Annotated in this window: 12 protein-coding genes and 1 riboswitch; of the genes, 5 read left to right on the forward strand and 7 right to left on the reverse strand. The window is 69.1% G+C overall.

The window, feature by feature from the left end; genetic code table 11:
• The 4 genes from GXP76_RS27095 to hisC form a co-directional block, all read right to left on the reverse strand.
• Positions 1–852: ABC transporter transmembrane domain-containing protein (locus GXP76_RS27095; RefSeq protein WP_242574238.1), on the reverse strand; the 852-nt coding region annotated here is incomplete at its 3' end.
• A gap of 21 nt (positions 853–873) precedes the next feature.
• Positions 874–1,875, reverse strand: a complete 1,002-nt coding sequence (cydB, locus tag GXP76_RS27100) for a cytochrome d ubiquinol oxidase subunit II (protein ID WP_242574239.1) — start codon at positions 1,873–1,875, stop codon at positions 874–876.
• A 16-nt stretch (positions 1,876–1,891) separates the two neighbouring features.
• On the reverse strand, positions 1,892–3,421 hold the full coding sequence (locus tag GXP76_RS27105) for a cytochrome ubiquinol oxidase subunit I (protein WP_242574240.1): 1,530 nt from the start codon (positions 3,419–3,421) through the stop codon (positions 1,892–1,894).
• A 258-nt stretch (positions 3,422–3,679) separates the two neighbouring features.
• Positions 3,680–4,789, reverse strand: a complete 1,110-nt coding sequence (hisC, locus tag GXP76_RS27110) for a histidinol-phosphate transaminase (protein WP_242574241.1) — start codon at positions 4,787–4,789, stop codon at positions 3,680–3,682.
• A gap of 415 nt (positions 4,790–5,204) precedes the next feature.
• Here hisC and GXP76_RS27115 point away from each other — a divergent pair, with 415 nt between their 5' ends.
• The 4 genes from GXP76_RS27115 to GXP76_RS27130 all read left to right on the forward strand — a co-directional run bounded on the left by GXP76_RS27115 (position 5,205) and on the right by GXP76_RS27130 (position 9,464).
• Entirely contained in the window at positions 5,205–6,317 is a 1,113-nt protein-coding gene (locus GXP76_RS27115) for a LacI family DNA-binding transcriptional regulator (RefSeq protein WP_164251772.1), read from the forward strand.
• A 314-nt stretch (positions 6,318–6,631) separates the two neighbouring features.
• Positions 6,632–8,026 carry a metallophosphoesterase gene (locus GXP76_RS27120; RefSeq protein ID WP_242574242.1) on the forward strand — a complete coding sequence of 465 codons (1,395 nt, stop codon included), beginning with the start codon at positions 6,632–6,634 and terminating at the stop codon, positions 8,024–8,026.
• Between the two features lie 153 nt (positions 8,027–8,179).
• Positions 8,180–8,992 (forward strand): hypothetical protein, encoded by an 813-nt coding sequence (locus GXP76_RS27125; RefSeq protein WP_242574243.1) that lies wholly within the window; start codon positions 8,180–8,182, stop codon positions 8,990–8,992.
• 235 nt (positions 8,993–9,227) lie between these two features.
• Positions 9,228–9,464 (forward strand): hypothetical protein, encoded by a 237-nt coding sequence (locus tag GXP76_RS27130; RefSeq protein ID WP_242571436.1) that lies wholly within the window; start codon positions 9,228–9,230, stop codon positions 9,462–9,464.
• 311 nt (positions 9,465–9,775) lie between these two features.
• On the opposite strand, the gene thiC is transcribed toward GXP76_RS27130, so the two are convergent.
• Positions 9,776–11,530 (reverse strand): phosphomethylpyrimidine synthase ThiC, encoded by a 1,755-nt coding sequence (gene thiC, locus GXP76_RS27135; protein WP_242574244.1) that lies wholly within the window; start codon positions 11,528–11,530, stop codon positions 9,776–9,778.
• Positions 11,525–11,667: riboswitch (TPP riboswitch) on the reverse strand. (Overlaps the previous gene by 6 nt.)
• Positions 11,668–11,738: 71 nt before the next feature.
• Here thiC and GXP76_RS27140 point away from each other — a divergent pair.
• Positions 11,739–13,136: a YibE/F family protein gene (locus GXP76_RS27140; RefSeq protein WP_242574245.1), complete on the forward strand. Its 1,398-nt coding sequence runs from the start codon at positions 11,739–11,741 to the stop codon at positions 13,134–13,136.
• A 3-nt stretch (positions 13,137–13,139) separates the two neighbouring features.
• Here GXP76_RS27140 and GXP76_RS27145 read toward each other — a convergent pair whose 3' ends face one another.
• Both GXP76_RS27145 and GXP76_RS27150 read right to left on the reverse strand, forming a co-directional pair.
• Complete coding sequence (locus GXP76_RS27145) at positions 13,140–13,574, reverse strand: SsgA family sporulation/cell division regulator (protein WP_242574246.1); 435 nt, start codon at positions 13,572–13,574, stop codon at positions 13,140–13,142.
• 152 nt (positions 13,575–13,726) lie between these two features.
• On the reverse strand, positions 13,727–14,503 hold the full coding sequence (locus GXP76_RS27150; protein WP_242574247.1) for an IclR family transcriptional regulator: 777 nt from the start codon (positions 14,501–14,503) through the stop codon (positions 13,727–13,729).
• Positions 14,504–14,711: the final 208 nt, after the last annotated feature.

Here is a 14,711-nt window from a genome sequence, read left to right on the forward strand (position 1 = left end):
CGCCAGGATCAGCACCACCAGGCCCGTGTAGAGATCCAGGTCCCCGTGGACCAGCCGCATCCCGATCCCCACGGCCACCAGCGCGACCGACAGCGTCGAGAGCAGCTCCAGCGCGAAGGACGACAGGAACGCGATGCGCAGCGTCCGGAGCGTGGCCCGCCGGTACTCCGAGGTGATCTCCCGCACCGACTCCGCCTGGGCCTTCGCCCGCCCGAAGACCTTCAGCGTGGGCAGCCCCGCGACCACGTCGAGGAAGTGACCCGACAGCCGCGACAGCAGTTGCCACTGGCGGTCCATCCGGGACTGAGTGGCCCACCCGATGAGCACCATGAACAGCGGAATCAGCGGCAGCGTCAGCACGATGACGCCCGCCGACACCCAGTCGTCGGTCACGATCCGCGCCAGTACCGCGACCGGTACGACCACCGCGAGACCGAGCTGCGGCAGATAGCGCGCGAAGTAGTCGTCGAGCGCGTCCACGCCACGCGTCGCCAGCGCGACGAGCGATCCGGTGCGCTGACCGCTCAGCCACCCCGGCCCCAGCTCCGCCGCCCGCTCCAGCAGCCGCCCCCGCAGCTCGGACTTGACCGCCGCGCTCGCCCGGTGCGCCGCCAGCTCGGTCAGCCACGCGACCACTGCGCGCCCGACGGCGACCGCGCCGAGCAGCAGCAGTGGCGTACGCAGCCCGCTGGCGCCGAGCCCGTCCTCGAACGCGCCGACCACCACCTCGGCGATGATCATCGCCTGGGCCACGACCAGCGCCGCTCCGGCCAGTCCCAGCACCACCACCGCCACCAGGAAGCGCCGGGTGGCCCGTGCGTACCGCAACAGACGCGGATCGATCGGTTTCACGTGAAACACCCGCCCAGTCAGCTAGTGCGCGTCCGCGATGTGATGCGTACCGATGCGCTTACGGAAGACCCAGTACGTCCAGCCCTGGTAGAGCAGGACGACGGGCGTGGCGATGCCCGCGCACCAGGTCATGATCTTCAGGGTGTACGGCGTCGACGACGCGTTGGTCACCGTCAGATTCCACTGCTCGTTGAGCGAGGACGGCATGACGTTCGGGAAGAGCGTCAGGAAGAGCATCGCCACGGCGGCCACGATCGTCAGCCCGGAGAGCGCGAACGACCACCCTTCCCGGCCCGCCCTGATCGCCACGATCGCCCCGACCAGCGCCACCACCGCGACGACCATCGCGGCCAGGCTCGCGCCGTCCCCGCTGTCGAGCTGGGTCCAGCTCAGGAATCCGAGCGCCAGCACGGCCGTGAGCAGCCCGAGAGCCACCGCCTGCTTCCGCGCCCGCGCCCGGATGTCCCCCACCGTCTTGAGCGCCGCGAACACCGCGCCGTGGAAGGTGAAGAGGGTCAGCGTCACGAGCCCGCCGAGGATCGCGTACGGGTTGAGCAGGTCGGCCAGGTTGCCCACGTACTCCATCTCGGCGTCGATCTTCACGCCGCGCACGATGTTCCCGAAGGCCACGCCCCACAGCACCGCCGGCAGCAGCGAGGTCCAGAAGATCGCCTGTTCCCAGTTGTGCTGCCAGCGCTCCTCCGGCCGCTTGGCGCGGTACTCGAAGGCGACACCGCGCACGATCAGACAGACCAGGATCAGCAGGAGCGGGAGGTAGAAACCGGAGAAGAGCGTCGCGTACCACTCGGGGAACGCGGCGAAGGTCGCCCCGCCCGCCGACAGCAGCCACACCTCGTTGCCGTCCCAGACGGGTCCGATGGTGTTGATGAGGACCCTGCGCTCCTTGCGGTCGCGGGCGAGCAGCTTCGTCAGGACGCCGATCCCGAAGTCGAAGCCCTCAAGGAAGAAGTAGCCGGTCCACAGGACGGCGATCAGCACGAACCAGACGTCGTGGAGTTCCATGATTCGGATCAACTCCTCAGTACGAGAAGGCCATCGGGCGGTCGGCGTCCTCGGAGTCGTGGCCGCCGATCTTCGTGGGTGGGTTGAGGTCGTCGTCCGTCAGCTCCGGTGGTCCCGCCTTGACGTACTTGACGAGCAGCTTGACCTCGATGACGGCGAGCACCGCGTAGAGCAGGGTGAAGACGATCATGGAGGTGAGCACCTCGCCCTGCGACGTGCCGGGGGAGACGGCGTCGGCGGTGCGCAGCACCCCGTAGACCACCCAGGGCTGCCGGCCGGTCTCGGTGAAGATCCAGCCCCAGGAGTTGGCGATCAGCGGGAAGAGCATCGTCCACAGGGCGACGACCCAGTACATGTGGGCGAAGCGTGCGCTGAGCGCCTTGTTGCGGAAGAGCACGAGATGCGGCACCTCGTCCTCGCCCGTCCGCAGCGCCTTCGGCAGCAGGAACTTGCGGCGGGTCAGCCAGAGGCCGAGCAGGCCGATCCCCAGCGACGCCATGCCGAAGCCGATCATCCAGCGGAAGCCCCAGTAGGCCACGGGGATGTTGGGCCGGTAGTCGCCGGGCCCGTACTTCTCCTGCTCGGCCTTCTGCACGTCGTTGATGCCGGGGACGAAGGAGTCGAAGTCGCTGTGGGCGAGGAAGGACAGCAGGCCGGGGATCTCCAGGGCGACCTTGTTGTGGCCCTCGTCCACGTCTCCGTAGGCGAAGAGGGAGAACGGCGCGGGCGCCTCGCCGTCCCAGAGGGCCTCGGCGGCGGCCATCTTCATCGGCTGCTGCTCGTACATGATCTTGCCGAGCGTGTCGCCGCTGACGGCGGTGAGCAGGCCGGCCGTCACCAGCGTGACCAGCCCGAGGCGCAGCGAGGTCCGCATCACGGGGATGTTCTCGCGGTGGCCCTTGCGCCCCCGCCGCGCGAGATGGAAGGCGGAGATGCCGACCATGAACGCGCCGCCGACCATGAAGGCCGCCGTCATGGTGTGGAAGAACTGGGCGAGCGCGGTGTTCTGCGTCAGTACGGCCCAGAAGTCGGTCAGCTCGGCCCGGCCGCGCTCCTCGTTGATCCGGTAGCCGACCGGGTGCTGCATCCAGGAGTTGGCCGCCAGGATGAAGTAGGCGGAGAGGATCGTGCCGATCGAGACCATCCACATGCAGGCCAGATGGATCTTCTTGGGCAGCTTGTCCCAGCCGAAGATCCACAGGCCGATGAAGGTGGATTCGAAGAAGAAGGCGATCAGCGCCTCGAAGGCCAGGGGGGCGCCGAAGACGTCGCCGACGAAGCGTGAGTAGTCGGACCAGTTCATCCCGAACTGGAACTCCTGCACGATGCCGGTGACGACACCCATGGCGATGTTGATCAGGAAGAGCTTGCCCCAGAACTTCGTCGCCCTGAGGTACTTCGGATTCGACGTCCGCACCCAGGCGGTCTCCAGGCCGGCGGTGAGCGCGGCGAGGGAGATCGTCAGGGGGACGAAGAGGAAGTGGTAGACGGTGGTGATGCCGAACTGCCATCGCGCGAGAGTCTCGGGAGCCAGTGCGATGTCCACGTCGTCGTCTCTCCTTCTCCTTACGAGCCGTCCTTTCGGGGCGGCGGCTTGCCCTGTTGGTCCCGTCCTGACCGGGAGGAACCGGGATACAGGGACACGCTTGTGAACGCGTTCACATTCACAAGCAAAAGTATGGCGCACGGCCCGACCGGATCTTCAAGGGGGGTCCCCTTCGAACATCCGGCCGCGACCGCGCGCCGGAAAGCCGTGCGCGGAGGCTGCCGGAAGCCTCCGCGGAACGCCGTGGGCCCCGGGCCCTCAGGCCCCCGCGGGTCCTGCCGCGCCCTCGGGGATCTCCTTGCGGAACGATTCCGCCGTGTGCAGGAACAGGTCGTTCGCCTCGTACTCGCCGATCGTGACCCGCACCCCCTCGCCCGCGAACGGCCGGATCGTCACGCCCGCCCGCTCGCACACCGCCGCGAAGTCGGCCGTACGCTCCCCCAGCCGCAGCCAGACGAAGTTGGCGTGCGTCGCGGGCACGGTCCAGCCCTGGTCGCGCAGCCCGTCGTACACGCGCGTGCGCTCGGCGACCAGCGACCCCACCCGCCCGAGCAGCTCGTCCTCCGCGCGCAGCGAGGCGACCGCCGCGTCCTGCGCGATCTGGCTCACACCGAAGGGCACCGCGGTCTTGCGCAGCGCGGCGGCCACCGGCTCGTGGGCGATCGCGAAGCCGACCCGCAGACCCGCGAGGCCGTACGCCTTGGAGAAGGTCCGCAGCACGGCCACATTGGGCCGCTCCCGGTAGATCTCGACGCCGTCGGGGACCTCGGTGTCACGGATGAACTCGCGGTACGCCTCGTCCAGGACCACCAGCACGTCCTCCGGCACCCGGTCGAGGAACCGCTCCAGCTCCGCCCGGCGCACGACGGTGCCGGTGGGGTTGTTGGGGTTGCAGACGAAGATCATCCGGGTCCGGTCGGTGATCGCGTCCGCCATCGCGTCGAGGTCGTGCACCTCGTTCGCGTCCAGCGGCACCTTCACCGACGAGGCGCCCGAGATCTGGGTGATGATCGGGTACGCCTCGAAGGACCGCCACGCGTAGATCACCTCGTCGCCGGGGCCCGAGGTGGCCTGGAGGAGCTGCTGGGCGACGCCCACGGAGCCCGTACCGGTCGCGAGGTGCGAGACCGGCACCCCGAAGCGGTCGGCCAGCTCGTTCATCAGGCCGGTGCACGCCATGTCGGGGTAACGGTTGAACGTGCCGGCCGAGGCCAGCACCGTCTCCATCACGCCGGGCAGCGGCGGATAGGGGTTCTCGTTCGACGACAGCTTGTACGCGGCGGGCCCGCCGGCCGCCGCCGGCCTGCCCGGCTTGTAGGTGGGAATGCCGTCCAGCTCGGCGCGCAGCTTCGGGCTCGTCTCGCTCACCGCGGGTCCTCCTCGGGCGTTCTGGGGGCCGTGCACATCATCGGCTCGCCTCATGCGGATGTACCAATACTGCTCACCTTAAGAGGATTGACGGGCGCTGCGAATACCGCCCGCGAGACCGGTCCCCGACTCCCTCGGAGACCGGTCCCCGCAAGGGGAGCGCTCGCGAACCTGGCGCGCGCCGGTGGCTCACGCCGTGGCGCGCATCCCCCGTGAGGGTGAGTTGAGACCTCTTCGAGACATCGGACACTCGCCAGGCCCATCCAGCTCAACGCTTGACAGACCACAACCGAATCGCTCAACGACCTTGATTTCCACGTCGATTGAGCGTTGTTGATCATGCAGAAACGTGACTCTTGGGGAGTGAATATGCGACCGGCCTTACCACCTTGATGCGCCCTACTATCGGCTCGCCATGACACCAGCAGGGAAACACCAGGTGAGCCGGACGGACACATCCCGCCGGGGCAGCCGGCAAGGTCGGGCGGGCATCCGGGACGTGGCCGCCGCAGCCGGTGTCTCCATCACGACCGTCTCCGACGCGCTCAACGGCAAGGGACGGTTACCCGACGCCACACGCCGACATGTCCGTGAAGTCGCCGAGCGGCTGGGCTACCGGCCGTCCGCCGCGGCCCGAACCCTCCGTACCGGCAAGTCGGGTCTGATCGGCCTGACCGTGACCACGTACGGGGATGAACCTTTCACCTTCACCGAATTCGCCTACTTCGCCGAGATGGCGCGGGCCGCGACCTCCGCGGCGCTCGCCCGCGGCTACGCCCTCGTCATCCTGCCCGCCACCTCGCGGCACGACGTCTGGTCGAACGTCGCACTCGACGGCACCGTCGTGATCGACCCCTCCGACCACGATCCGGTCGTCACCGAACTCGTGCGCCAGGGCCTGCCCGTCGTCTCCGACGGCCGCCCGGCCGGCACCCTCCCCGTCACCGCCTGGGTCGACAACGACCACGAGGCCGCCGTACTCGATCTGCTCGACCATCTCGCCGCCGCCGGGGCCCGCCGGATCGGGCTGCTGACCGGGACCACCACCGACACGTACACCCGGCTCTCCACCACCGCGTATCTGCGCTGGTGCGAACGCGTCGGACAGGACCCGGTGTACGAGTCCTACCCCGCGCACGACCCCTGCGCCGGGGCCGTCGCCGCCGACCGGCTGCTCGCCCGGCCGGACCGGCCCGACGCGGTGTACGGGCTCTTCGATCCGAACGGCACCGATCTGCTCGCCGCCGCGCGACGGTACGGCCTGCGGGTGCCCGAGGACCTGCTGCTCGTCTGCTGCAGCGAGTCCACCGTGTACGCGACCACCGAACCGCCCATCACGACGCTCTCGCTCAAGCCGCGCCGGATCGGCACGGCCGTCGTGCAGCTCCTCATCGACGCCATCGAGGGGATCGACACCGGGCGGCCGGTCGAGCAGGTGATACCCACGGAGCTGATCGTCCGGACCTCGTCCCAACGGCGCCCGCCCCGCACCACGGTCAGCGCTCCGAGGTCCCCCGCGCGCGACTGACGCGCAGGGGCCGAAGGCAGGGGCCGAAGACGGACGGAGACGGACCGGAGACGGACCGGAGACCGACCGCGGACGAACCTGGTACGGACCGGAGACGGGACACGCATCGCACAATTCGGGCGATCCGCGTGAAAACATCCGGTTAAACGTGGGTGGAATCGGATTGACCACCCCTGGTGCGTCACACAGGGGTGGCTGCATTCCTATGATGGGCGCACGACACCGCGGACCCTCCCCTCCCTCCGGTGGGGATGTCCCGCCCGACCAGGCGGGCGCGAAAGGTGTACGGAGGCGCGACGTTGGTGGAGGGGTCGATGACTCAGGGGGCCGGGACCGGTCAGGGACCCGTGGTGCGGACGGCGACGTTGCGCGATTTCCGGGTGCCGCCGTACACGCAGGTTCCCGTGCAGCCGGGGGAACCCGTGCCGCCCGTGGCGTCCAAGGCGGCCGAGCAGCCCGGTGCTCCGGGAAGTCTCGGCGTCCCGCCCCGTACGGATCCGCGGGGCATCTCGCCCACCGTGCCCGCCGGGCGGCCCGCACCGGCCCCGGCTCCCACTCCGACTCCGGTGGCCGCGAAGGTCTCTGACGCCCCGTCGCTCCGTGATCCGCGCAGCTTCGTCGGTGCGGGAGCGGTCGTCACGGAGGCGTCCCCTGCACCGCCGGCGCCCGCCGCACCGCCGATGCCCGCACCGGCCGCACCGCCCGCACCGCCCGCACCGGCCGCCGACGCGACGCCGTCCGTCCACCCCGGCAACGCGGTCCCGCGCAACGAGATCCCCGAGGGCTACACCCCCACCGAACGGGACCTCCCGGTCATCAAGCGCGGCGACACCGCCCAGGTGCGCGTCGTACCCGCCGAGAGCCCCGCCGAGACGGACGGCCTCGGCCCGCTCTTCGTCGTCGGCGATGTCCACGGCTATCTCGACGAACTCGTCGCCGCCCTCGCCGAACAGGGCCTCATCGACAACGAGGGCAACTGGTCGGCGGGCAACACCCGTCTCTGGTTCCTCGGCGACTTCACCGACCGGGGCCCCGACGGCATCGGCGTCATCGACCTCGTCATGCGGCTCTCCGCCGAGGCCGCCGCCGCCGGCGGTTACTGCAAGGCCCTGATGGGCAATCACGAGCTGCTGCTGCTCGGCGCCAAGCGGTTCGGCGACACCCCCGTCAACTCCGGGGCCGGGACCGCCACCTTCCAGGCCGCCTGGCTGCTGAACGGCGGTCAGAAGACGGACATGGAGCGCCTCCAGGACGTGCATCTCCAGTGGATGTCGCGGCTCGACGCCCTCGTCGAGGAGGACACGCATCTGCTGATGCACTCCGACACGACCGCGTATCTCGACTACGGCGCCACCATCGAGGACGTCAACGACAACATCCGCGCCATCCTCACCCGCAACGACGCCGACGAGTGCTGGGACATCTTCCGCAAGCTCACCAAGCGCTTCGCGTTCCGTGACGACGGCGGCCCGGACGCCGCCCGGGAGCTGATGGCCGCGTACGGCGGGCAGCGCATCGTCCACGGTCACAGCCCGATCCCGTATCTGCTGGGCGAAGTCGGCACCGAGGACGCCTCGGACGGCGAGGAGGACGCCGGACCCGTGGTCGACGGGCCGCACGTGTACGCGGACGGTCTCGCCATCGCCATGGACGGCGGAGTGACCATGGCCGGAAAGCTTCTGGTCGTACGGCTCCCGTTGCATAACTGAACAGAGTGGGGGCAGGCGATTTCAGTGAACCCCCTGTCACCGGGTGCCGTAACCGCTCTACCATCGGCTTATCCGTAGCAGGCTCTCCTCCGTTTTCGCCAACCGCCCGTTCTCAGCGGGCAATCCGGCTCTACGGAGCATCGGGGGACGCACATGAACAGCGCTCCGCATCTGCTGAACGAGGATCGCGCCGATTTCGAGCGGATTCTCGACGAAACGCTGCGCCACGCGCACGACCGTCCGGATCTGGCCGGTGTAGGACAGCGACTCAATACCGAACAACTGCGCACGATGGCTCTCAACGCGACGTCGCTGATAACCGCCGCCGCCGCGACCGAGTACGAGCACTTCGCGAAGATCCGGGAGGAATTCCGCGCCCCGGCGACCTCACCGGTGGGCAACTCCGTACTGGCCCCGGCGATGCACGGGGCCACCGAGACCGGCGCGGGTCTCGCCGCCGTCGTCGCCGTCCTGGTGCCGATCCTCGCGGGCGCGGCGGCCGTCGTCTTCCTGCTCGTCGGCTACGCGTTGAGAATGCTCAGTCCGGTGCCCGGCTTCTCCGACACACTGCTGACCGTCGGCTGGTTCTTCACCGCCGTCACGGCCGTCGGTCTGGCGGTCGCTGCCGCCGGGCTGCTGATCACGGCGCTGCGCAACGCGGCGACGCAGGTCTCGGCCGGCGAGGCGGACGGCGCGTGGCCCGACGACGTGTCACGGGCCCGCGAGGAGTGGCGTGTCGCCGTCCTCGAACGAGGCATCCTGCCGTTCCTGCGCGAGGCCCTGGCCGCGCCCGGCGCGGAGCCGGCACCGAAGGCCCGCCCGGCGCAGCATCTGCCGAAGATGGGCTACAGCCGCCCCGACTTCTCCAGCCCGGACGACGGCGCCACGGCCGGCCGGCGTCCGACGTACTCCAGCCCGGACTTCTCCAGCCCCGACTTCGGCGGTCCCGACCACCAGCCCGAGTGAGCCCCGGCCTGCACGGACTCGCACACCAGAAGGCGGAGTGAGTGTCCGTGGGGCCTATTCCGTGGGTTGGGCCCGGGGTTGGGTCTTGGGGCCCATGCCGGTGGGTGCCGCCTCTTCGTATGTTTCTCATGTCGCCAGCGGGACCGGCCAGGAGGAAGCCGGAAACGCGGGGCGACACCACAGACTCGTACGAGTCGGCCGGACACCGGCCGGCCGACACATAAGGGGAAAGCTCATGTCGAACGTCACGCTGAAGGCCGCCACCAACGCCAAGCTCTACGTCGGCACCTGGGCCAACACCGCCGTCACCGCCCTCAAGCGCCGCAGCGACAAGGGCCAGGGCGCCGTCGAGTACGTCGGCGTCATCGTCCTGGTCGCCCTGATCATCGCCGCCATCGTCGGCTCCGACGTCGACACCGCCATCGCCGACGGCCTCACCAACACCGTCGACGAGATCCTCGGCGGCGAGTAACCAACACACACCCCCATCGAGCAGGGCAGGCCGCTCCCATCCCCGGCCAGGATGGAACCGGACCTGCCCTACTCGCGTTCAACAGCCGTTGCCCCTGCCCCGACCGCCAGCACGAGCCGGCGGCCGGGGCAGAGTCGTGTTCCCCACCACGCCGAGGACGGCCTCGTGGCCGAACTTCCGCATCAGCCGGGCCATTTTGTGGCGGAACAGCATCCGCGAGATGGCGGACACCAAGCGGCAGCGCACCACGGAGTGGCCCCGGCTCCGGTGGGGCGGGGCCACTCCATGGACGTGGACGTCCGTCACCCGGCTCAGTCGGCGATCGGCAGGTACACCCGGTTGCCGCTCGCTGCGAACTCCTTCGATTTGGCCGCCATGCCCGCCTCGATCTCGTCCTGGGAACCGCCGTGGTCACGGCGGATGTCGTGGGAGATCCGCATCGAGCAGAACTTCGGCCCGCACATCGAGCAGAAGTGCGCGGTCTTCGCCGGCTCGGCCGGCAGTGTCTCGTCGTGGAACTCCCGTGCCGTGTCCGGGTCGAGCGCCAGATTGAACTGGTCCTCCCAGCGGAATTCGAACCGCGCGTCCGACAGCGCGTCGTCCCATTCCTGCGCCCCCGGGTGGCCCTTCGCCAGATCCGCCGCGTGTGCCGCGATCTTGTACGTGATGACGCCGGTCTTCACGTCGTCGCGGTTGGGCAGGCCCAGGTGCTCCTTGGGCGTCACGTAGCAGAGCATCGCCGTACCCCACCAGGCGATCATCGCGGCGCCGATGCCGGAGGTGATGTGGTCGTACGCCGGGGCGACGTCCGTCGTCAGCGGGCCGAGCGTGTAGAACGGCGCCTCCTCGCAGATCTCCTGCTGGAGGTCGATGTTCTCCTTGATCTTGTGCATCGGGACATGGCCCGGCCCCTCGATCATGGTCTGCACGTTGTGCCGCTTGGCGATGGTGTTCAGCTCGCCGAGCGTCCGCAGCTCGGCGAACTGCGCCTCGTCGTTGGCGTCGGCGATGGAGCCCGGCCGCAGGCCGTCACCGAGGGAGTACGTCACGTCGTACGAGGCGAGGATGGAGCACAGCTCCTCGAAGTTCTCGTACAGGAACGACTCCTGATGGTGCGCCAGGCACCACGCCGCCATGATCGAGCCGCCGCGCGAGACGATGCCGGTCTTGCGGCGGGCCGTGAGCGGCACGTAGCGCAGCAGCACGCCCGCGTGGACGGTCATGTAGTCCACGCCCTGCTCGGCCTGTTCGATGACCGTGTCCTTGTAGATCTCCCAGGTCAGCTCCTCGGCCTTGCCGTCGACCTTCTCCAGCGCCTGGTAGAGCGGCACGGTGCCGATGGGGACCGGGGAGTTGCGCAGCACCCACTCGCGGGTGGTGTGGATGTTTCGGCCGGTGGAGAGGTCCATGACCGTGTCGGCGCCCCACTTGGTGGCCCAGGTCATCTTGTCCACCTCCTCCTCGATGGAGGAAGTGACCGCGGAGTTGCCGATGTTGGCGTTGACCTTCACCAGGAACCGTTTGCCGATGATCATCGGTTCGATCTCGGGATGGTTGACGTTGGCCGGCAGTACGGCGCGGCCCGCGGCGATCTCGTCACGTACGACCTCGGGCGGGACGTTCTCCCGGATGGCGACGTACTCCATCTCCGGTGTGATGTCGCCCCGCCGGGCGTACGCGAGTTGAGTGACCGCCTGCCCGTCCCGGCCCCGGCGCGGCTGGCGCGGGCGGCCGGGGAAGACCGCGTCCAGATTGCGCAGACCGCCGCGCGGCGCGGTGTGCTTGAGGCCGTCGTCCTCGGGGCGGACCGGGCGGCCCGCGTACTCCTCGGTGTCGCCGCGGCCGATGATCCAGTTCTCCCGGAGCGGTGCGAGACCGCGCCGTACGTCGGTTTCGACGGTGGGGTCGGTGTACGGCCCCGACGTGTCGTACAGCGTCACGTCGTCGCCGTTGGTGAGGTGCACCTGACGGACCGGCACCCGGAGATCGGGCCGCGATCCTTCCACGTATCCCTTGTGCCAGCCGATGGCTCGTGCGGCAGGCGTGCGTGCGTCCTGAACGGTCATATGAGACCTACTCCCTACGCCGGCATTACCCGGTAACAGGTTCGGCGGTCGACGCAGCTCAGGGGTCCGGGGAAGCCCCGGAACTCCACAGTCAGCGTCCTCTCAGCCCGGTGCTCCGAGCTCCCGCGTGTGTAAAGGCACCACCACGCTAACGCGATATCGGGCGTGCTGAACAGAGGGCCCCCGCCGTTCTTGCGATGATCGGTCGGTGACCTCACCCCAGCAGACACCCGACACACACGGCCACTCGCACAGCCACGGGCCGGCCGCACCGGTCTCCAAGCACCTGCGCAGGGTCATCGCCGCGGTGCTGATCCCCTTCGCCACGGCCGTCGTTGTGGGACTCGTCGTGCTGTGGCCCGGCGGCGCCCCGGCCCACGAGCGCACCGGCGTCGGCTTCGACCGGCAGACCGAGCAGGGCCAGGTGGTGAAGATCGAGCAGATCGACTGCAAGGACGTGAACGCCGCCCAGGTCCCGCCGACGGGCGACACGACGACGCCGGAGGGACGTGAGGCACAGCGCGCGCAGACCGGGGACTGCGCGAAGGTGACGGTCGAGGTGACGACCGGCAAGGACAAGGGGCGTCAGTTCGTCGAGATCGTCCAGCCCGACGCCCCGCGGCAGTTTCACGTGAAACAAGGCGTTGTGGTGGCTTTCGCCCCCGACGCGCCCCGTGATCTCCAGTACTCGGTGACGGACGTGGACCGCACGACGCCGATGGCCCTGCTGGCCGGGATCTTCGCGCTCGCGGTGGTCGTGGTGGGGCGGCTGCGCGGGCTGATGGCACTGATCGCGCTGGTCATCTCGTTCGCCGTACTGACGCTGTTCATCCTGCCGGCGATTCTCCAGGGCTCAAATCCGCTGATCGTCGCGGTCGTCGGTTCGAGCGCGATCATGCTGCTCGCGCTCTATCTGTGCCACGGTCTGACGGCCCGTACCTCCGTCGCCGTACTCGGCACGCTCATCTCGCTGCTGCTGATCGGGCTGCTGGGCTCGCTGTTCATCGGCTGGGCCAGTCTGACGGGCAACACGGACGACAACACCGGTCTGATCCACGGGCTGTATCCGGAGATCGACATGAGCGGTCTGCTGCTGGCGGGCGTCATCATCGGATCGCTCGGTGTGCTGGACGATGTGACGGTGACCCAGACGTCGGCGGTGTGGGAGCTGCGCCAGGCGAATCCCGACATGGGGCCGCGCGCCCTCTACAAGGCGGGTATCCGGATCGGGCGTGACCACATCGCGTCGGTGGTCAACACGCTCGTCCTGGCCTACGCGGGCGCCGCGCTGCCGCTGCTGCTGCTCTTCTCGATCGCCCAGTCGAGCGTGGGGATGGTGGCCAACAGCGAGCTGGTGGCCCAGGAGATCGTGCGGACCCTGGTCGGGTCGATCGGTCTGGTCGCGTCGGTGCCGGTGACCACGGTGCTGGCGGCGCTGGTGGTGTCGGCCGACCGGCCGGGGACACCGGAGGGAGGAGCGACGGCGGAGACGGCGACGGGGGCGCCGTCAGGGGCACCCTCGGGAACGCCGCCGAAGGCGCCCGCCGGGCGCCCGTTCGGGGGCCTGCGGACGCGGGGCGGAGGCGGACGCCGCCGCAAGGCGTAGCCCTCAGCCCGCGTTCTCCTCGGCGAGGATGCGCCCGAGCGTCTCCTCCAGGTTGGTCTCGAAGTCCCCGAGCGTCATCTCCTGGCCGAGCGGGACCAGCCGGTCCGTACGGTCGAGGAAGGCCACCAGCGGCGGTGCGCTGACCCGGAACAGGGCGTGTTCGGCGCCGACCTGGAGCCTGATGTGGACGTCGGAGAGCTCTTCGGGCTGGGTCGGTGAGATGTACACGTCGCCGTCACCGCTGGGTTCGTTGATGCCGTCGACCAGCAGTTCGCGGCCGAAGGCCCAGGTGACCGGGGCGTCGCCGGGCAGATGGAACGTCATCCGCACCGCGTAGGGGTCCGCGGTCTCGTAACGGAGTTCCACGGGAATTCGGAATGAGAGCTCTTCGGAGACCAGGAAACTCATCAGGACTTCGGCCTGAACCAACTCGCGCATCATGTACCCCGCAGTTGATGACGGAAAGTTACGGAGAGTAAGAAATTCAGAGAGATTTCGGGGGTTTAGGGGGTGAAACGTCCGATATTGTTGCCCCTTGATCCTCTTCTTAATCGTCCAACACGCAGTAACGGATCACAAGGAGTGATATTTCAGATACTGATAGAGAATTCAAGCGGGCCGAGCAAGTTTCCGATCTCTTTGCATAGCCGTTCGACATTGGGAAGCAGTTTTCCCTCCTGATGCAGCGGCACCGACGTCGCGAGCGCCGCGACCACCGGCCCGTGCCTGACGGGCACGGCGGCGCAGACGTGGCCGAGCGCGTACTCCTGCCGCTCCAGCACGGGTCCCGTACGGCCCATGGCACCGAGGCGCGACAGAAGCGCACGCCGGTCGGCCACGGAGTAGGGGGTGAGCGGGCGCACGGGGTGCCGGTCCAGATGGTCCCGGCGGGCGTTGTCGTCGAGCTGGCTCAGCAGACACTGGCCGATCGCGTGCGCGTACCCGGTCTCGCGGAAATCCGCCCATTCGGCGACGGCGGGCGCGGCGGGGCTGTCGGCGACCGCGACGATCTCGATCTCGCCCTCGCGGTAGACCGCGAAATAGACGGGCGCCCCGATCAGATCGCGGCAGCGCTCCATCGATTCGGCCACCGAGCGCCGGGTCCGGCCGGTCCCCGGACCTTCGCCGCTGACCAGGCGGTCCACCGCGGCCCCGAGGAGGAACACACCCTTCTCACGGCGCAGATAGCCCTCGTGGGTCAGGGTGCGCAGCAGGTGATAGGCAGTGGGGAGGGGGAGGCCGGCCTCCCGGGCGAGCTGTTTCGCCGGGGCCCCGTTCGGGTGGGCGCCGGCCGACTCCAGCAGACGCAGCGCGCGGCGCACCGAACCGATCAGGGTCGGGGCAGCTGACGTGCTCGCTGTGGCCAAAGGTCACCCCCGGGCGTACCGACGGGCGTGCGCCCGCTCGCGGGGGCCGCCCCCGCACCTGTCACACCCCCGGGAACCCGGGACAGAGTCTGAGGCCCGGCGCCCGCAACTCGCACAATGCGTTGGTCAGAACGACCGGCGACGCTGTTTTCGCAGGGTGTGGCAGAGGCTTGCCACTCTAATGGCAGCCTCTGACGTGGGAGTGGTT

This window comes from Streptomyces sp. NP-1717 (assembly GCF_022695985.1).
Taxonomy (GTDB): domain Bacteria; phylum Actinomycetota; class Actinomycetes; order Streptomycetales; family Streptomycetaceae; genus Streptomyces.